Here is a 19260-nt window from a genome sequence, read left to right on the forward strand (position 1 = left end):
CTTACTTCTCTCCTTTACCCAGAAACTCGGCTTTTTGCTCTTCGAGATGAGAAGGCGTCGTTTCGAACATGCTGTCGATCAGGCCCGGAACCGTCATTTTTTCGGTTTCTTCCGCTTTTTTGATCTGCTCGGCCACCGTCGCCTTCGCTTCCTCGATGATCTGGTTCTCCTCTTCCTCGGTCCACAGCCCTTTCGACTTCAAAAGCTCGCGAAGACGGTGCAGCGGATCCTTTTGCTCCCATTCGGCCGTTTCTTCTTTCGTCCGGTATTTGGACGGGTCGTCGCCGGACATCGAGTGCGGCAGGAACCGGTACGTGATCGCTTCGATCAGCGTTGCGCCTTCTCCGTTGCGCGCGCGCTCCGCCGCATCTTGCACCGCTTTGGCAACAGCCAGCACGTCCATACCGTCGACTTGAACGCCGCGAATACCGGCAGCCACCGCTTTGTGCGCTACCGATTCGGCTGCCGTTTGCTTGGCAAACGGAGTTGTGATCGCATAGCCGTTATTTTGTACGACGAAAATCGCCGGAAGCTTGAACGCCCCCGCAAAGTTCATCGCTTCGTAGAAATCGCCCTCGGACGAACCTCCGTCGCCGGTGTACGTAATCGCCACGCGCTTCTCTCCGCGTTTCTTGAACGCCATCGCCACGCCCATCGCGTGCAGGTACTGCGCGCCGATAATGATTTGCGGCATGAGCACGTGCACGTCCTGGGGAATTTGGCCGCCGTGCTGGTGACCGCGGGAATACAGAAACGCCTGGTACATCGGCAAACCGTGCCAAACGATTTGCGGCATGTCGCGGTATCCCGGGCAAATAAAATCGTCCCTATTCAGTACGAACTCGCTGCCGACCATCGTCGCTTCCTGCCCGGAAACCGGGGCATAGAAACCGAGACGGCCCTGACGCGTCAGGTTTACGGCGCGCTGATCCCACGTGCGGGTAAATACCATGCGTCTCATCAGCTCGCGCAGCTGATCGTCCGACAATTTCGGCATTTCTTCCTGATTCACAATCGTACCGTCTGTTGCAAGTATCGACAAAGGTTGAACCTTCTCGACACGCACCTCATAAGGCTTGCTCATACGTGTTCACCTCATATTGAAATTAAGTGCCAAAGAGCGGCATCTTTCTGTTATAGTAGTATTATAATCCTGTTTTTTTAAATTGTATATATAAAGTGTTGTTTCATAAGCCTTAATTTTCTTTTTTGAATATAACAGTTTCACTAAATATATAATACAGTTGACCGATTTTACACTGCTATTATAATACAATGGGAGGTTTCGCCATGTCCGACGACGCTTTATACTACAAACGCACCATCGTCAAAGCCGAAGTTTCTTCCGCTTTTTTGCAGCAGCAAAGACCGGTCCGCATCTTTTTGCCGCCGGGTTACAACGAGCTTTTGTCATACCCTGTCATCTACTGCCAGGACGGCGAACAGTTTTTCAATTTCGGCCGCATCGCCACCCATATGAACCGGCTTATTTACGACGAAAGCTTCGAGCCGGCCATCATCGTCGGCGTCGATGTCGATACGAAAACGCGGACCTCGGAGTATGCCCCCGAAGGAAGCCGCTTCCCGGTGTACTGCCGATTTTTTGCCGAAGAGCTCATCCCCTTTATCCAGCAAAATTACCCGGTGCGAACCGCTCCGGAGGATCGCGTATTGGCGGGCGATTCCCTCGGAGGAACTGTCAGCCTGCACCTTGCTTTAGATTATCCTGACCTTTTTTGCAAGGTGTTATCCTTATCTGGCGCATTTTTGCAAGAAACCCGCGAGCGCATCGCGGCGGAGACGGATTTGTCATGGCTTTCGCTTTATATGCTTATCGGCCTTGACGAAACGGAAGTGACGACCGAGCGGGGGACGTTCGATTTTCTCGCGGAAAACCGCAAAACAAAAAAGCTTCTCGATGAGAGAAGCTCCCGTATGCTGTATGTGGAAAAACCCGGCAAACATTTGTGGGGATTTTGGCAAAACGAGCTGCCCGAAGGGATCAAATATTTGCTGCGGTAAATGGCCAGCGACAACATTTACTCCATGTCCCGCTGCAGCAGCTTGATCTTCGTTTTCGTCCGGCGAAGCGAGTTCACCAAGCTTTCATCTGCGGTCCAAAATGCAGCGCCATTCTGCTCGGAAACAGCGACATAAACGGCATCGTAAAGATGTACAAGATCGTTTTGCTCCGCGATTTCGCCAAGCCGCATCGCTCTCCTGGCTTATATATGTAATGGGGAGCGATAAGAACTTGCTCCACAGCTCGTCCAGCCATACTTTATCTATAAGTTTACGGCTTCATTTTTTTCGCAAAATGCTGCCAACTTCCAACTTCATCAGGCTGGGGGCAATGATTTCCGTGCGCTGCCGTATTTGTTGGACGATAAGCTTCTGTGCGAGCTGCGTATCCGGTTCTTCGGTCAGCACCTTGATCCATATGTTTGCGTCCAGGCAAACCCGGCTCATCGTTCACCATCTCTCAACCGTCGGATCTCCCCGGTCGAATCGGGGTGAATGCCGCTCGTTTCCTTAATTTTCTCCCGTATGAGCGCAATATCCCGCAGCACTTTTTCTCCCTCATGCCACTTCATATATTCCTCAGCCATGTCGACGACGATATGGTTTAACGACTTTTTTCGCTTTCCGCCCGCATCGTCAAGTAATCGACGACGGGTTGGGGAAAGCGAATGGTCAACTGCTTCTTATCGATCATGGAAAACCACTCCCCGAATCAATAATATACCTCAATTATAAATGGATTCATATGATGATCCAACGCGCGAAACAGCCTGCATGCCGCACCGATCGCCGATCGCGGGGGATCGGGCGGCGACACGCCGCTGCGGCTACTCCGCGCGCGGCGGCGCGTAGCGCGCCCGGAGCGCCGCGGCCATCGCTGCGACGTCCGCCGCATCCGGCAAATCGCCGGATGCGGCCGGACGCAGAGTCACGCCGGCATCGCGCAGCGCGCCGGCGATCCGGCCCGCGAGCTGCTCCGCCGTTATCGGCGCGAGCAGCTCGCTGACGCTCGCCATCCGCTCGGGTTCGACGAGCGGATACTGCTCCGCCGCGGCGCCTTCGGCCGCCGTCCGGTAAAACGCGCGGGCTCGCTCGCCCCGTTCGGCGCCGCTGCCCTCGGCCACGATGAACGCTTGCACCGCATAAGCGTTCAGCTGCCGGCGCTGGGCGAGCCCGCAAAATTTGCGGCCGCCGATCGAGATGTCGTAATCGCCGGGGCAATACGACCCGGCGATTTCGCCTTTGTCCACCTGCGCGCCGGCGGTCTCCAAAGCCGCTCCGACGATGCGGTACATCAGCTCGAAGTCGCCGCGAAAATCGCCGGGCGAGCCGATGCCGCCGGGCGGTTTGGGCAGCACCAGCGTGACGTTGAGCACGCCGGGATCAAGCGGCACCGCGGCGCCGCCGGAATTGCGCACGACGGTGCGGCAGCCCTGCTCCTCGAGCTCGCGCATCGCGCGAACGGCACCGGGCAGCCGGCTGTCGCGCAGGCCCAGCACCAGCGCCTGCGGATGCCGCCACATGTGCAGCACCGGGGTCATCCCTTGCCCGACCTTGCGGCAGAGCAGCTCATCCAGTGCAAACGGGTACGCGATATCGTCGTGCCACTCCCGGGTCCGATCCAGCAGGAGCAGCTCCGCGGGCAAACTTAATTGTTCCAGCCATACGCTTAATCTTCGGTTCATGGCGGCTTTTTCCTTTCCGGTTAACGATTTAAAGCTTATTGTAAGCCACCGCTCGGCTTGCCGCAAGACAATTGCTTGAGTTTGAGTCGGAACTGCCGTGAACCCCCGCTAACGCTCCTCTTGCAGACTGAAAGCATAAAGCGCAAAATCAATTTATCCGGACGACTCCAAACCGACGATTCTCGCCTGGCCCCACGGGGCGATTTTTACCCGGACGACCATATCTCCCGCCCTTTTCTCCAGTTCCTTCCCTGTTCCCTCAGGCACGTAGTAACGCTCCAGGCCGTATCGGACGGCTATCGCTTCGCCCATGTCATATTCGACCCGCCCCTTCATTACGACCATGTCGCCGCTGACGGAAGCCGGTTTGGCGCCGTAGGCGGCCTCCGGGTGAAACACTCCGTCCTTGTCCTGCATTAGCACGACATACACGACGTCGCCTTTCTTGGGAGCTTTCCCGGCTTCCTTCCACATCTCCGGCTTAAGCCGGCTCATCTCATACGTTAAAGTGACGTAATCGCCGTACAGCATATCCCGGGGGTCCACCGGGATCGTGTGTAGCCGGATTTCCCGGCCCCATACGCCTGCGGCCCAGTAGGAGCCGGCGAGAACGAGCAGGAATAAAATTTGCGCGGCCACAACTATTCCGAGCTTGCCGCTTCGCTTTTTGAGCACACTCCTTTCCGTCATCGTTCTCCCTCCTTCCCTTCGCTGAAAAACCGCCTGCGCCGCCGGTTCAAAAACCAGCTGAGCGCGAGCAGAATGACTCCGCCGATCACGAAAAACAGCGACTTGTCCATAAAATCCCACGTCAGCTTGCCGTAAGCGATCATCGTCGTAAAGATGAACAACACGGTGCCGACATTGATTTTGAAGCCCCACTCCTCGCTGTAGCCGCGCCAAAGCACGTACAGCGAAAACAGAAACAGCGCAACCAGATAGAGCAGCTCCACCAGGGCGGGCGAATAAATGAGCGGCAGGAAAAGCAGCCACTCGGCGGCGCTGACTTCCCGTTTCCGGCGGTATTTGCCGGCGGCGGAAACCGCTAGCAGAGCGAGGAGCACCGGCAAATATAGAGACGCGTCCGCCCGGAACGAATCTAGGTTTCCATACGCCTCATCGTAAAACAGGACGAGAAATACGCCCATCAAAAACGCCGCGATCAGCGGAGCCGCCTGAAACGCGCCGGCATGGTCCCGCTGCCCAAGCCAATCCCCGGCCGCGTAAAGCAGCAATGCCGGAATCAATATCCAGAGCGGCTTCCAGTCCATAAACACGATCAAAATAAGCGACTGAATCATGAGGCTAACATTGAGCAGCCACATCAGCAGCGCGCTCTGCCTCACTTTCCAGATGTAGAAGCCCAAGCCGGCGGTCATCAGCGCCAGCGCCGTATAGCTGAACGTATGAAAGCTGATCGTGCTGTACAGCTGCGCAATGTTAAAAATAATCAGGCTGAGCGTAAACAGGTACCTGCTGCGATACAAATACGTCAGCACCATTCCCGTGACTCCCCAAACGATCATCGCTCCGGCACCGGTCGCCAGCAGGTGAAACATTTGTCCGACCAGCACGATTCCTCCGCCGAACGATATGAGCCCGATGCCGATCAGCGCGATTCCCAGCTTTTCCTGACCGCGGGCGGCCAACCTTTCCCCTGCCGCGTAAAAACCGGCCATCGCCGCGATGATGATCGCAAGCCGCAGCCCTTCCGCAATATCCTGCCAATTGGCGGCGATAAAGCTGAGTACGCCGAGCCCTACCAGAATGCTGCCGAATATCGGCAGAAGGCCGGGCGATTGTTTTTTTCCATCGTATAAAGAAAGAATCCTTTCGTACTGCTCGCGCGTCACGATCTGCTGCTCCACCCAGCGCAATCCTTCGCGCTCCACCCATTTTTTTGACATGCTTCCTTTCACCTCGCTGCTGCAACGTCTTAATCTCAGTATATCCGAACGGTTTTCCAAAAAAAGTACTAACTTTCCGTAGTACCTTAACGGCGCAAGACAAAAACCCCTTATTCCGCATGAATAAGGGGTCCTCACGCAGTCCGCGCTTACTGCTCGGGCTGCGTATTTTCTTCGTATTCGTCAGGAAAATCGATTTGATCGGGGAACAGCGAGCGAACAAATAGCGCAGCCTCTTCCTGCAGGGGCAGGGTGTCTCGGCGCTCACTCGCTCCTTCAGCTTCCCGATCCGGCTGTTTGGAGTTGGACATCGCGGTGCTCCTTTCCGGAAAACATGCAGGTGATTGCCGGCGGACAAAGCCGGCTGCTTCTCCTAATTTGCCCCGCATAACACAGTCCCATTCCGCCTTTTATCGCTTGAGCAGCTTGTTCCACAGCTTACGGTTGAACAGGTTGGCGCCGCAGGCCAGAGCAAAACCGAACGCCGGCATCGGATCGGACCACGACAAAATATCGTCCTTCACCTTGGATGGTCCTGCCCACAGGGGCGGGTCCATCGACAGCCGGTCCGGGTTTTGCACAAAATGAAGCAGCTCGCCGGGAAGAAGGTTCCGGCAAATTTGTCCGATTTTATAGTCGAACACATCTTCGATCGGGTTGCCTACGGCCAATTGATAAAGCAGCCACGGGAAGTCGACGCCGGCCTGCACGGAAAGCTGAAGCGAGTTCCAAAAACGCGGATTGATTTCCATAAATTTAGGAATGCCGTCGCGCGGATCCGTCATAAAATCGAGCTGAGCGACCCCGTACCAGGGGAGCTTATCCATAATAGCCTTCGTTCTTTCGATCAGCTCCGGCATCCAGACGCTTTCGACCGCCGAGCTCGGGCCCATCGGATATGGAAAGTGATGAACCTCTTTATGCGCATACGCCGCTCTCAGTTTGCCGCTGCCGTCATACAAGATCCCGACCCCGTACCTTGTGCCGAGCGGAATGTATTCCTGCAGCACAGGGTAAGGATACATCCGGTGAATCTCCCCGTACGTTGAAACGAGCTCCGCTTCATCGCGGACAATCCGGATTCCTCTCGACCCGGAGCTTATGCGCGGCTTGATGACGAGCGGATAGTTTAACTTTCGGGCAAGATGAGGCACTTCGTCAAGATTGCCGGGAAACTCCGTTTTCGGCGCATCCACGCCCGCCTCAAGCGCCAGACGCGCGGAAAGCCCTTTATCCTGCGCGATCCTGAAGCTTTCCGCAGGAGGAAGCGGCAAATGGAGGAGTTCGCCAAGCTCGCTTCGCTTCCGGTAAGCGACGCCCAAGGTAACCTCGTCCAGCGGAAACATCACGCGGTATTTTCCAAGTTCGATTTGCCTGAGGAGCGAATCGTAGTACAGATCGGGATGTTCCGCCGGATCGGGGTACACCCACCGATCTTTGCAATACTTGGAAAACGCGGAAGAGGTGAATCTCGTCTTCTCCCCCACCCCTACGAAAACACCGCGACGGCCCACCGATCTCGCCGCCGCTAAAGCCATGCGAAGCATTCCGTCCGTGATTAAAAGCGACATGGCTCCTCCTCCTTTTTAATTCGTCAATACTGCGATCTTCTTGTGTTCGGTAAATTAATCCGATTTTCCCCATATTTGCTGAACGATCTCTTCTCTCGTGAGGGGACGCGAAATATGATAAACCCTTAAAACATCGTCCTCGTAGAAAACTTCAATGCCGCCGTTCGCTTCCTTGTAGGTTTGGATCCATTTCTGCAATTCTCTCATTTCTTTTTCTCTCCGGTCATATTCGGCGGCCAATTTCTTATCCGCTTCAGGATCGAAACTTCTGTTCGTCCGAAATACCTGTTTTTCCTCGTAAATATAAATCTCCGTTGGAATTTTCCGATTCGGCTCCGATTCACCTTTCAAGGTTAAATATTTATAGGAGGGGTCGTAATTTTCCAGCAAGTCCTTAATATACGCATGAATCCCTTCGCCTTTAACCAGCGGATATTCTTCCTCCTGCGAGAAGATCATCCAGGAACGATGCCCATTGCTCTCGCTTATCCGCAAATACTGCTCCACATTGCTGTCCCACTCCATTTTATAAAGCACGATCGGCTTCAGCGGATAAAAGACCAGAGTGGCTCCCAGCAGCGATATCACAGCTGCGGTTTCCACGAAACGAAGCGTACGATTCGCCGCACCGGCAAACAATACGCTCCAGCTCATACCGAGCGCCACGGGAACGATGAGTCCCCACAGCTCCACCGAACGTGAGGCGACTACGATGCTTTGCGTAACGGCGCTGCCCCAATAACACAGGACAAACGTAAGCAGGGTGAACAGACTCGTAAACATATAAGCGGTGCGTCGGTTTTCGTTTTTCCAGACGGCCAGTCCGCAGACAAGCATCAGCCCCGCGGCACCCAGGGCCATATAATCCGTCGCATACAGCTCCGGAAAACGTACATTGGACGTCGTCCCGGTCAAATATTTCGCAGCCGCTTCCTGGAACTTTTTCCCCATGGACAGTCCGATTGCGGCCGGAATGGCCGATACGACAACCGATCCGGCCCCCGCCATGACGATCCGCCACGTTTGACGGAGATACGGGCGAATGCCTCCCAGCCAGTGAACCGCAGTTAAAACGGCGATGCCCAGGATGAGATACCCATAGATCAATTGGTGCACGAGCCCCGTTACCGCAAGCCCGGATGCCGCCGTCCAGAAGGAGTTCCTTTCGCCGGTTTGCAAATATTTTCGAAAAAAATACAACGTCGGAAACAGGAACACCATCGCAAACTCCTGCGAGTTGGTCGCCGCCTGGCGCTCCCAGCTTCCGCCGACCATCCAGCCGAGCCATCCGTAGACGACGGCGGAAACGATGCCTGCGATTTTTTGCCCCGTCCACCGCGATACCAGAAAATACATGCCGAGCATGGTCAATATCGAATTCAGCGGACCGCTGTATTTATCGATGTACAGCGCGTCGATTTTCGCAAATTTGAACAGCGTGTCCAGGTAGATGTGAAACCCTTTCGGATAAATGCCGGTTTTGAAGAGCACACGGTCATCGATGTCTTTCATCCACTCCAGCACCGTATAGGCATCGGACATGCCGGGAGCCGCGAACTTAACCGCATCGTAAAACCGAACGTATGCCGCCCCGGCCACTACGACGAGGAGAAGCAGCCATTTCGCGATCGTGCCCGGTGAAGACAACCTTCGTCTGAACCGTTCTCCGAGACCGGCCATGTAATCGCTGAGCCGCTGCCTGACAATCGGGACCAGCTTATACTTGCCTTCAAAATAATCAAAACATAACGTGGCCAGTGCGATCAACTGGCTGCCGCGTTTGTCCGCCGTATGTTTGCGAACCCATCTGAACATCGCCCAAAATGTAAGTACGGTCAAAATCGCAATCATTTCAAACAGCCGCGTCACGACCAATATGTACCCCATCGCGATGACCAACAGCACCATCCGGGTAAAATTGGCTAACGCCCGCTCCGCAGTGTCGCCTTCGAATCTATGAAATAGAACCTTGGGCCAAAGCCAGAATAATACGGCAAAAGCAAATGCGTAATGCGCACCCTGTTCGAGATGATTCGAAAAGCTGGCGTACAACCGATTCCCCTCCTGACCTTCAATATTGCCATATCCCGGCTTCCTCCGCGTCATCCTCGGCCAGGAGTGCGGCTATTCAAGCGGACGCGAAATATGGTAAACCTTCAGGAACTCGTCCTCGAAGAAAACATCGATGCCGCCGTTTGCTTCCTTGTATGCCGAGATCCATTGCTCCAACTGCTTTGATTCCCGTTCGCGCCGGTCGTAAATCGGCGCCAATTGTTCGAAATGGGTCCGGAACACCGACTTCTCTTCGAAGATGTATACATCGGTAGGAAGGTTTTTGTTTGGTTCGGCTTTACCCTTCATGGTCAAATATTTATGGGCCGGATCGTACTGTTCCAGCAGTTCCCGGACGTACATGTGATATCCCGAGCCAAGAACCAGCGCGTATCCTTCCTCCTGCGAAATGATCATCCACGTCTTCGTGGCGTGGCGTTCGCTGATTCTCAGGTACTGCTCGACCGTATCGTTCCGTTCCATTTTATAAGGCACGATCGGTTCAAGCGGATATTGATAAAGGACGCCGGCCATAAGCGCGCAGACGATGACGGTCTCCGCGAGCCGCAGCGCCGGCCGCTTCGAAAATCCGGCAAAGACGACTCCCCAGCTCATGCCTATGGTCATCGGAATCGCCAGACTCCACAGATCAACCATGCGGGCCGCGATGACGACGCTTTTTGTCACCACTCCACCCCAGTAATAAAGCGCAAACGTGGTTCCCGAAAAAAGCAGGGTGAACAAGCCGGCCGTGCGCAGCCTCTCGTTTTTCCAGCCTATAAGGACGCCGACAAACAGCAGACCCAGTGCTATGAGTGCCGCGTAATCCATTGTCCCCAGACTCGGGGTATGCAGGTTCGCCGCCGTGCTTGTGAGGAAATCCTGTGCAGCCTCCTGAAACTTTTTGCCCATCGCAAGCCCGATGCCTGCCGGTATGGCGGAAATAACCGCCGAACCGGCGCCGGCCGCCACAATCCATACGGTTTGCTTCACATGCTTGCGTACTCCTCCCAGCCAATGGACAGCCACGAGAAAAGCTATGCCCATGCATAAGTAGCCATAGATCAATTGGTGCACAAGTCCTGTTACGGCTAGACCGGATACCGCCGTCCAAAAATACAGCTTGTCCGTCGTCTGCAAATATTTCCGGAAGAAATATAAGGTCGGGAGCACAAATACGAGCGCAAACTCCTGCGAGTTGGTTGCCGCCTGGCGTTCCCAGCCGGCACCGATCATAAACCCGAACCATCCGTACAGAACGGCGGAGACGATGCCCGCGTATTTTTTTCCCGTAAACCTGGAGACGGCAAAGTAGATGCCGAGCATGGTCAAAATCGAATTTAACGGTCCGCTGTACTTATTGATATAAAGCGCGTCGATTTTGGCAAATTTGAAAATCGTGTCCAGATAAATATGGAAGCCTTTCGGATAGATGCCCGTTTCGAACAGCTTCCGCTCATCGATCTGCTTCATCCATTCGAGCACGGTATAAGAGTCGGACATAGCCGGCGCGGCGTTCATGAATGCATCGTAAAAGCGGACATACGCCGATCCGGCCAAAACGGCGAGCAGCAGCAGCCATTCCGTGACGATCCAAGGAGAGGCCAGCCTGTGCAGCAGCCTTCGCTTCAAATCTTTCGCGTAATCTCCGGAGCTTTGTTTCAATCGGGAAAAAAGCTTTTTCCTGCCTTCCAAATAATCAAAGACGGTCGCAACAAGCGTGGTCAGCTGAAAGGCGCGTTTGTCCGCGGAATGGTTGCGATTCCAGCGGATCAGCGACCATATGACGAACACTGCAATGATCGCAATCATCTCCATTAATTGGAAAACGACCAAAATGTATCCCATGGCGATAATGATGAGCACCATGCGCATAAAGTTCGCCGCCGCCCGTTCCGCGGTATCGCCCGAAAGCCTCTGAAGCAAGAGCTTGGGCCAGAACCAAAATAATACGGCAAAAGCTAACGCGTAATGAGTGCCCTCTTCCAGATGATTGACCAAACTTGCGTACATTGATCTTCTCCTCCTTTCCTCATATTTCACAAAAATTTTACACGATTTTCCCGGATTTCCTGTGCAGAAACGGGGGCTCGCTCTGGTATATGTTCCCTTGCCCACGGTATAATGAATCTTAACAAAACATCAACATTCATGGGAGAATGCCTAGCTATGATTTCAAGACGCAAATTTATCAAAAAGATGGCCGTATTTTTTTCGTTCATTCCACTCGGGGTCATGGGTTTCTTCGAATGGTTCAGCCGCAGCGTGTCCAAGACGGACCCGGGCGCGGCCGAACCGGCGAAACCGTCGGCTTCCGAACCCGCCCCGCCCAAAAAAGTGTCGCCGGAACCGCTGCTGTCGATGTTTTTGCTCAGCGATCTGCACATTTCCGTAAGCGAGTCGTCCATGACCGAGAAGCTGCATTGGGCGCTTAAGGACGTTACCGACTTCGAATCGAAGGTTGAGGCGATTGTCCTTGGCGGCGATTTGACCGATTTCGGCCGCGCCAGCGATTACAAGCTGCTGAAAAGCGTTCTCGACAAATATACGCTTCCGCCCGTACATGCGAATTTGGGAAATCACGATTATTACGATGTTTGGCTTAACAAGGACGGACAGTTTTCCACCGATACGGTTCCGAACGGAAAAACGGATGCCCAGTCCCGTCAGCGGTTTATGGAGTTTTTCGGCTACGGCAAGCCGTATAACGATGTCTGGATCAACGGCGTGCATTTGATCATGGTTTCCCAGGAAGCTTATTACCAGGAAAAACCCGAGGTCGGAGAAGGCGCCTGGTATTCCGACGAACAGCTTGCCTGGCTGCAGGAAACGATGAAAGCTCATGCCGACGGCAAGCCGGCGCTCATATTCATCCATCAGCCGCTGCCTGCGCTCGGGATGGACGGGCGCACCCATCAGCTTATTCGCGCCACCGAGTTCCGCAATATTTTGAAGCCGTATAAAAATGTGTTTGTGCTCTCCGGTCACACGCACCGCAACTTTGTCGGCGAGTCCCACTATAACAAGGATAATACGTTCCACTGGTTCAATAACGCATCCGTTGGCCGCACCCGTTCGAGCAGCGGCTCGGTTGCCCAAGGGATGTACATTCAGGTATACGAAGACCGGGTCGTCGTACGCGGCAGGGAATTTTCGAACCGCAGTTGGATCGATGAAGCCAACTGGACGGTGTCGCTGGTGTAACCCCCCCTAGATCCCCCTCTAGGGGGACCCCAGGCTGGTCCTTCGCCGCGCCCCCCTAAATCCCCCCACCGGGGGGACCCCAGGCGCCCCAAGCGCCCTGGACCCGCCCGAAAAGCGGGGCTGCTCGCTGCTAGGTCGCGTTTGTCCGGCATTGAAGTTTTACCTTAGGGTAAAACTTCCTATGCCGGACACGCTGTACTTTTGGTGCGGCGCCTGGGGAGCGAATATGTGCCTCGGGCTCGCGTTTGTCTGCATGGGTTTTGCTTCACAAAACCCTATGCTGACACGCTTAACCATTGCTGTACCAGGGTAAATTTCAAATCTTTTCGTACAAAATCCAAATCTGCACCAAAAGGGGTCGTCACCAATGAAAATCCTTGTAACCGGCGGGGCCGGGTTTATCGCTTCCCATATTGTCGACGAGCTGATCCGGCTCGGGCATTCCGTCGCCGTGCTCGACAATTTCAGTACGGGCAAACGCGAATATGCCAATCCGGAAGCCCGATTGTACGAAGCGGACATCGTGAAAGACCCGCTCGGAGCGGTATTCTCCGGGTTCAAGCCGGAGGTTGTCATCCATCACGCGGCGCAGATCGACGTGCAAACATCCATCAAACATCCGTCGCTTGATGCCGAAATTAACATTGTCGGCACAATCAAGCTGCTGGAAAACTGCAGAGAGCACGGCGTGCGCAAAATCGTCTACGCTTCTTCCGCTGCGGTCTACGGCACTCCCGAATATTTGCCCGTGGACGAGAAGCATCCGCTGAAGCCGCTATCGTTTTACGGCATCTCCAAGCATACCCCGGAGCATTATATCGAAGCGTTCGCCCATTTGTACGGGCTGGATTTCACCATACTGCGCTACGCCAACGTGTACGGCATCAGGCAGGACCCTAAAGGCGAAGGCGGCGTTGTTTCGATCTTCGTCGACAAGCTGCTATCCGGAGAAAAGCCGGTTATTTTCGGCAGCGGCGAGCAGACGCGGGATTTCATTTATGTCAAAGATATCGTATCCGCCAACATCGCCGCTTTGGATCGGGGCTCCCGAGGGCTGTTCAATATAAGCCGGAACGAGCAGACAACCGTAACCGAGCTGCTGCGGATCATGTGCCGTCAGCTTGAAAAGCCGTTCGCGCCGGAATATCGGCCTCCCCGCCCGGGAGATATCGAACACAGCCGGCTCGACAATACGGCCGCGCTCCGCGAGCTTGCCTGGTCCCCGAAGTACAGTCTGCAGGAAGGCATGCAGGAAACTTGCTCCTACTATGCAAAAAAATACGGAATGTAAGGGATCTTCCTTTGCATTCCGTTTTTCTTTTCCGTCGCTACTTCGCCCGTTTCAGCCACTCGGTGCGATGGGCATGTTCCGTGCGAACGAAGCACGTCTCGCACTTTTTGCCGTGCGTCGCACAGTTATTGTCCGCGACCTCCCAGCAATTCACATCCATGCGGCCGTATACCGGACAATGTTCACACACACTGGACGGCACGCAGCACATCTCCCAGCAAGAGCCGAGCGATCGGGCATTGAAATTCGGATTCCGTTGTTTGCGTTCGAACCAGGCGATAAACGCATCGACGATCGAAGCGTCGAGCTGCGTGCCGCTCGCTGCGCGCAGCGTTTGCAGCGCCTGATGAAACGGCAGCGGGTCGCGGTATTTCCGCCCGTTAATTTTGGCGAGAAACGTCTGCACGACGGCAATGATCTTCGAGCCGGCCGGAATTTGGCGCCCCTTTAAGCCGGCCGGATAGCCGTTTCCGTCCATCCGTTCGTGGTGATACAAAATGTATTCGGCCACGCGTTCGTTGCCCAGCGTCGTGCGAACGATCGAGGCGCCGACTTCGGCGTGAAGTTTCATCAGCTCGAATTCCTGATCGGAGTATTTGCCTTCTTTTTGATACAAATTGACCGAAATCCCGAACATCCCGATGTTGCTGAGATACGCGGCGAGCGCCACATCGCGGATCTCCGGCTCGCTGAGCCCGATCTCCTTGGCGATGATGATCGAGTACCGGCTCATCATCTCCGAATATCCGACGGTATATGGGCTCATGTTGTCGAGCAGTTGGGCGAGCCCTTTTAAAATGCCCGTATACGTTCCGGCCAGCCGGCTCAGCGACATTTGATGCGAAATGATGCCGCGGATATCGCGCTGCACCATTTTCATCGTGCTGAGCGCCGCCTGCTCCGTCCCCGCATCCCCGAAGCGATCGAACCAGAAGATCAAAAAATTCGGCGTGCCGATGTTCACCTGCAGCACGACGATCGCGTCCATGCCGAGGCTCTTAAAGGCTGCGGGCAAACCGGCAAAGACGGCATCCCCGCGCCGGAGCAGCACGTATTCCTCATTCGCTGCAAGCTGATGGAGCATGTCCAGCGTCCGGACATCTTCCGTTAATTCGCCGGCCAGCTTCTCTTCCAGCCCAATGCTCACCGGTATCCGATAACGGTCGCCTGTACGCTCGGCGTAGCACCCCCCAGCGGCAGCCATCGTTTGCATCGACAATTGAATCATCAGTTCGACGGTCATCCTGGGATGAAGCGCAATCTGATTGATCTGCTGCATCGCCTTGCCGGAAGCGAGCACGACATCCGACTCCGCCTTCAGCTTCTCTGCCGCCGTTAAATTGTCCAGCATTTGGCCGATCAACTCGCCGAGCTCGTCCAGCGAAGCCAACGTTCTCTTCGAAGGCTTTCCGGATAAGGGACCGATGCGCACCAAACCTTTCCCTTGTCCCGTAGGGACTACGAGCAGCGGCACTTCCCCTTCGACGATTTTGCCGGAACGGATCATTCCGGTATCGCCTTGAACCGAAAGCGGCGGATGATAATTCTCTTTTTTCTTTTCCGCAGAAGCGGACATTGTGCTGCCGATTTCTTTCGTCTTATGGCGGACCGCCTTCAACGTATAACTGTTGTTTCTCGGTTCGTGCACATAAAAGGCATACACGGGAGCTTCGACAAACCGGTCAAAAAATTCGAGCAGATCGATCAGATTGTTTTCCAGCCCTTTATCGGGCTTTACCGTTTGAATGATTTTCCGGGTGAGTGCCAGCCGCTTGCGTGTATGACCGGCCTTGCGCTGAAGCGCTAGAGCCCAAATGACGGCGAGCAGCACCGCCACTGCGGCGGCTGCGATGATGAGAAGCGCATCTTGGGTAAGCCCCGCTTTTTCGATCATGTCCTGCACTTGCTGCAGATAAGGAACTTTCCCGAACCATGCCGGCATCTCCTGCGCCCCCTTCCTTGTATGGATATTCCGTAGGCGTTAGCCGTTTTCCGGGTGCTCTCTCCTCCCGGTATGATCCTCGGCGTCCCGCAGCGCGATATATTGCGAAAGCTCCTTAATTTTATCATGTAAGGATGATATTTGGATCGATTGGTATAAATTAAGCAGCAGCAGCACCATCACGGAAAAAAGAAACAACAGCGACGGGGGATAATCCACGTCGACGATTTTCGCCAAACTATCCAGCAAATGCGGGTTGACGGACAGCACAAGAATGATGATCGTGCCGCCCAGCCAAACGAGCGTGTTTTTCTCGTTGATTTTTTTGCGGGTCAGCAAATAAATGACGATGCCGGAAAACGAAAAACCGAGCAATAACACGAACCATTTTAATAAGCTAGGCATGTCGGTTCCTCCGGTCTACGAGACAATGATTTAAAAACACCGCCAGGATGCTGAGCATCACTTTAAACATATAAATGATCGGTTTGAAGCCCGAGTGCATGCTGATGCCTTCCTTGCGCTCGCGGGAACCGATCGGAAACTCGCGAATCCGAAACCGGTTCAAAAGCATGTGGATAATAATATCCGCATCCGGATAATCGCTCGGGAAACGGCCTTTTTCCGAATAAAAGCGGAATACCTTTTCATGCAGTCCGCGCAATCCTGAAGTCGGATCCGTCACCCTCGTTTGGGTCAAAGCAAAAATGATGGAGCGAAACGTGTTAATGGCCAGCTTCTTTCGCAGTCCGGGATCAAAATTCGGGTCGCCGAGAAACCGCGAACCGATCACGACGTCGGTATCGTTTTTTCTCATTTCGCCGATCAGCCGGATCAAATCCCCCGTAGCGTGCTGACCGTCCGCATCGAACTGCACGACGTAACGGTAGCCGCGTCTGGCCGCAAACTTGTAGCCGGACTGCAGCGCGGCTCCATACCCCAGATTGACCGGGTGATTGAGCACCCAGATCGGCGATGCGCCCGAAATGGCGGCTGTGCCATCCACCGAGCCGTCGTTCACAACGAGAATGTCGGCGCCTTGGACGGATTGAAGCAGATCGTGCAGCGTCGTACCTATGCTTTTTTCCTCATTAAACGCTGGTATGATGATCAGGGTTTCTGCCATTGGATTTCCCCCCATAACCGATTAAACAGGTTGAATTTTAAAGACAGCACTAACAAAATTGTAGAATAAAGGGCAACCGCGGCCGTTAAAAACAGCAGGTTGTGAACGAACGACGACTCCCAGGCGGTACGTTTGACAAACGCCGCCAATCCGACTACCGATAGCGCCGCCGGAATGTTAAGGCTAATCATCAGCAAAGCCGGCTGTACGGCGGCCCGTATGTTGACCTGGCGATGCAGGGCCGCCGCAAAGCCCGCCGCACTGATGAATGCGCCCACCGCGGCACCGAAGCCGAGCCCGCGAACGCCGAATCTGGAACTGAATGCGAAGTCGAGACCGATCGTCGCTGCCGTCGAGAGCACCGTCATCGCCGCGGATAAGGTGAGCGATTCGACAGCGAGGAAATATCTCAGCGCGATGACGCTGATCGACTGAAACACGATCGCCAGCGCATAGCCTTCCAGAATGCCGGAGGTCAGCTCTACGGAGGCACTGTCGAATGCGCCGCGCTCGAACAACAGCGAAACGATGGGCTCCCGCAGCAGCCACAGCAGCGCGGAAACCGGTATGGCGACAAACAGCACGCTGCTCAACGCACGAACGATCGTCGTTTGCAGTTCGCCCGTCCTGCCGTGCGCCAGCTGCTGCGCCAGCTTCGGCAGCATCACGACGCCGAAAGCCGACACGTACACCCATACCGGAAACTGCGCCAGCCGGTAGGCGAAATTAAGCGCGGCCACAGCTCCGGTTTCCGTTCTTGCCGCAAGATATCTTTCCGCCACGCCCACCGCCTGCGCCGCGAGCAGAATGAACGCATAGAAGGCGAACGATTGCCATAACTTGCGTTCATCCCGTTCCGCTTTTCCTTCAGCATCGGGAGAATCGTCCGCATGCCGTCGGAATACCTTGAGAAGCGGCAGCCAAATCCAAACGGACATGGCGGTGGTCCCGGCCACAACGCCCCAGGCCGCGTAGCTCGCTCCTGCCGATTGGGGAACCTTGAAGAGCAGTGCGGCCCATACGGCCGCCAAAATGGCTGCGTTCACCAAGATCGGGGCTGTGACCGGTACGATAAATCGTTGGAGCGATTGATGAGCGCCCGCCCCGACCAACGCCGCGGGGTATAACGCCATAATCGGCAGCACGATAAGGAGCAGCGGGTGAACCGTCTGCGCAAGCAGTCCCGTTCCCCCGCCGAGCCAAACCGAGATTTGTTTCGTCAGCGCCATGCAGCCTATCCAAAGCAGCACCGACCCGCCAAACATGATACCGGCAGTCCGCATCACGGAAGAGTTAAACGTTTTTCGCAGGCGTGAAGCGTACAGCTTGGCGAACGCAGGAACGCACACCGTGCCGATCGCGGTTCCGATAATGTTATTGCCCAGCGTGTCCGGCACGAAGTAAGCCAAGGTAAACGCATCCGCATGCACGGACGTCCCAAGGTACATTGCCATGACGACATCGCGTACGAACGCCAATACCGCCCCGAGCGCATTGATCGCCGTGATGAGCAGCACGCTGTTTGTTGCCAGCTCCAGCAATCGCCTTCTCATGGCCGTATCCCCTCATGCCCCGGCTCGGGCACGCCGCTTCTCTGCAGCGAATGAAGCTCGAATTCAGGAAACGAATGAGCTGCGATAAATTGCCCCATCGTCGTAAATGAGTAATGCTCCAGCAAAGTCGCTACCTTTTTCTCCATCGACCGCAGGTTGTAATATTGCGCGAGCTGAATCAGCGGCGGCAAGTTTTTCAGCCGGGGGAAATCCGGATCGAGCTCCCACGGATGAATATAAATCATCCCTACCCGCGTGGAATGGACGTGTCTCAACGCCCAGGAGGAAAACCAGGACGGCCAGAAGCGGAGGTAAAAACCTCCGGAAAACGGAATCGTCGCCCCGCCCCATTTCAGCACGGTGGACGGAATTTCCAGCAAATTTAGCCGTCTCCCATCGACGACCGGACGAAACGGATGAACGGGCACGCCTTTGTTGCCGGATAGCGGAGTGCGAAACGGCTGTAAACTGGAGTCGCAAACGATGCCCTCCTCCTCCATGATCGAAAGCGCTGCGTACCGGTCAGGAGAAATAGACCACGAGGGTGCCCGATAATACCGCACCGGCTCGCCCGTAATATATTGGAGCACATCGATCGAGAACCTCAGGTCGTCCCGAAACTGCCTTAACGACATGCGGTTGACCATCTGATGCCATCCGCCGTGCGACCCGATTTCATGGCCGGCTCTTTGAATTTCCCGCACCAGCCCGGGATGTTTTTGAGCGACACAGCCCAGCACGAAAAAAGTGGCACTAACCCCAAAACGGCCCAGCAGCTCGAGCACTTTCATCGTATTGCGATACACGCGGTCTTCGTAGGAAGACCAGGACGAGGGCTCAATGTTCAGCCCGTTCGTCTGGTACCAATCTTCCACGTCTACGGTAAAAATGCTCGCCATGACGCCAT

Annotated in this window: 18 protein-coding genes; 3 read left to right on the forward strand and 15 right to left on the reverse strand. The window is 54.9% G+C overall.

Translation table 11 applies throughout. The features are described 5' to 3' along the window. Window position 1 precedes the first annotated feature (1 nt). Window positions 2–1084 carry a pyruvate dehydrogenase (acetyl-transferring) E1 component subunit alpha gene (pdhA, locus tag MYS68_RS18740; protein ID WP_248927304.1) on the reverse strand — a complete coding sequence of 361 codons (1083 nt, stop codon included), beginning with the start codon at window positions 1082–1084 and terminating at the stop codon, window positions 2–4. A 206-nt stretch (window positions 1085–1290) separates the two neighbouring features. Here pdhA and MYS68_RS18745 point away from each other — a divergent pair, with 206 nt between their 5' ends. Beyond that, entirely contained in the window at window positions 1291–2022 is a 732-nt protein-coding gene (locus MYS68_RS18745; protein ID WP_248927305.1) for an alpha/beta hydrolase, read from the forward strand. A 17-nt stretch (window positions 2023–2039) separates the two neighbouring features. Here the strand turns inward: MYS68_RS18745 and MYS68_RS18750 are convergent, their stop codons facing one another. From MYS68_RS18750 to MYS68_RS18790, 9 genes are all read right to left on the reverse strand, one after another. Continuing rightward, window positions 2040–2213 (reverse strand): PIN domain-containing protein, encoded by a 174-nt coding sequence (locus tag MYS68_RS18750; protein ID WP_248927306.1) that lies wholly within the window; start codon window positions 2211–2213, stop codon window positions 2040–2042. A gap of 88 nt (window positions 2214–2301) precedes the next feature. Next, window positions 2302–2469: a type II toxin-antitoxin system VapC family toxin gene (locus MYS68_RS18755; RefSeq protein ID WP_248927307.1), complete on the reverse strand. Its 168-nt coding sequence runs from the start codon at window positions 2467–2469 to the stop codon at window positions 2302–2304. A gap of 380 nt (window positions 2470–2849) precedes the next feature. Then, a complete protein-coding gene (locus tag MYS68_RS18760; protein ID WP_248927308.1) occupies window positions 2850–3707 on the reverse strand; it encodes a lipoate--protein ligase family protein in 858 nt (285 codons plus the stop codon). 153 nt (window positions 3708–3860) lie between these two features. Beyond that, complete coding sequence (locus tag MYS68_RS18765) at window positions 3861–4397, reverse strand: GDYXXLXY domain-containing protein (protein WP_248927309.1); 537 nt, start codon at window positions 4395–4397, stop codon at window positions 3861–3863. After that, the gene (locus tag MYS68_RS18770; protein WP_248927310.1) at window positions 4394–5614 is read right to left on the reverse strand and encodes a DUF2157 domain-containing protein; all 1221 of its coding nucleotides are present in this window, start codon (window positions 5612–5614) and stop codon (window positions 4394–4396) included. The genes MYS68_RS18765 and MYS68_RS18770 overlap by 4 nt, the downstream gene beginning before the upstream one ends. A 149-nt stretch (window positions 5615–5763) precedes the next feature. After that, window positions 5764–5925 carry a hypothetical protein gene (locus MYS68_RS18775; RefSeq protein WP_248927311.1) on the reverse strand — a complete coding sequence of 54 codons (162 nt, stop codon included), beginning with the start codon at window positions 5923–5925 and terminating at the stop codon, window positions 5764–5766. A gap of 99 nt (window positions 5926–6024) precedes the next feature. Then, entirely contained in the window at window positions 6025–7185 is a 1161-nt protein-coding gene (locus MYS68_RS18780; RefSeq protein ID WP_248927312.1) for a carboxylate--amine ligase, read from the reverse strand. A gap of 54 nt (window positions 7186–7239) precedes the next feature. Beyond that, on the reverse strand, window positions 7240–9237 hold the full coding sequence (locus tag MYS68_RS18785; RefSeq protein ID WP_248927313.1) for a hypothetical protein: 1998 nt from the start codon (window positions 9235–9237) through the stop codon (window positions 7240–7242). Between the two features lie 72 nt (window positions 9238–9309). Next, a complete protein-coding gene (locus MYS68_RS18790) occupies window positions 9310–11250 on the reverse strand; it encodes a hypothetical protein (RefSeq protein ID WP_248927314.1) in 1941 nt (646 codons plus the stop codon). Window positions 11251–11406: 156 nt separating this feature from the next. Between MYS68_RS18790 and MYS68_RS18795 the strand changes: the two genes are divergently transcribed. Then, window positions 11407–12441 (forward strand): metallophosphoesterase family protein, encoded by a 1035-nt coding sequence (locus MYS68_RS18795; RefSeq protein ID WP_248927315.1) that lies wholly within the window; start codon window positions 11407–11409, stop codon window positions 12439–12441. Between the two features lie 367 nt (window positions 12442–12808). Next, complete coding sequence (locus MYS68_RS18800) at window positions 12809–13732, forward strand: NAD-dependent epimerase/dehydratase family protein (protein ID WP_248927316.1); 924 nt, start codon at window positions 12809–12811, stop codon at window positions 13730–13732. Window positions 13733–13769: 37 nt separating this feature from the next. Here MYS68_RS18800 and MYS68_RS18805 read toward each other — a convergent pair whose 3' ends face one another. The 5 genes from MYS68_RS18805 to MYS68_RS18825 are packed head-to-tail and all read right to left on the reverse strand — an operon-like array spanning window position 13770 to window position 19252. Beyond that, window positions 13770–15674 carry an HD-GYP domain-containing protein gene (locus tag MYS68_RS18805; RefSeq protein ID WP_248927317.1) on the reverse strand — a complete coding sequence of 635 codons (1905 nt, stop codon included), beginning with the start codon at window positions 15672–15674 and terminating at the stop codon, window positions 13770–13772. A 39-nt stretch (window positions 15675–15713) separates the two neighbouring features. After that, the gene (locus MYS68_RS18810; protein WP_248927318.1) at window positions 15714–16079 is read right to left on the reverse strand and encodes a DUF2304 domain-containing protein; all 366 of its coding nucleotides are present in this window, start codon (window positions 16077–16079) and stop codon (window positions 15714–15716) included. Further along, window positions 16072–16800: a glycosyltransferase family 2 protein gene (locus tag MYS68_RS18815; RefSeq protein ID WP_248927319.1), complete on the reverse strand. Its 729-nt coding sequence runs from the start codon at window positions 16798–16800 to the stop codon at window positions 16072–16074. The genes MYS68_RS18810 and MYS68_RS18815 overlap by 8 nt, the downstream gene beginning before the upstream one ends. After that, entirely contained in the window at window positions 16785–18353 is a 1569-nt protein-coding gene (murJ, locus tag MYS68_RS18820) for a murein biosynthesis integral membrane protein MurJ (RefSeq protein WP_248927320.1), read from the reverse strand. Before murJ ends, MYS68_RS18815 begins: the two co-directional genes overlap by 16 nt. After that, window positions 18350–19252, reverse strand: a complete 903-nt coding sequence (locus MYS68_RS18825; protein ID WP_248927321.1) for a DUF3473 domain-containing protein — start codon at window positions 19250–19252, stop codon at window positions 18350–18352. Before MYS68_RS18825 ends, murJ begins: the two co-directional genes overlap by 4 nt. Window positions 19253–19260 lie beyond the last annotated feature (8 nt).

The sequence above is a fragment of the Paenibacillus hamazuiensis genome, from assembly GCF_023276405.1.
Lineage (GTDB): Bacteria > Bacillota > Bacilli > Paenibacillales > NBRC-103111 > Paenibacillus_AF > Paenibacillus_AF hamazuiensis.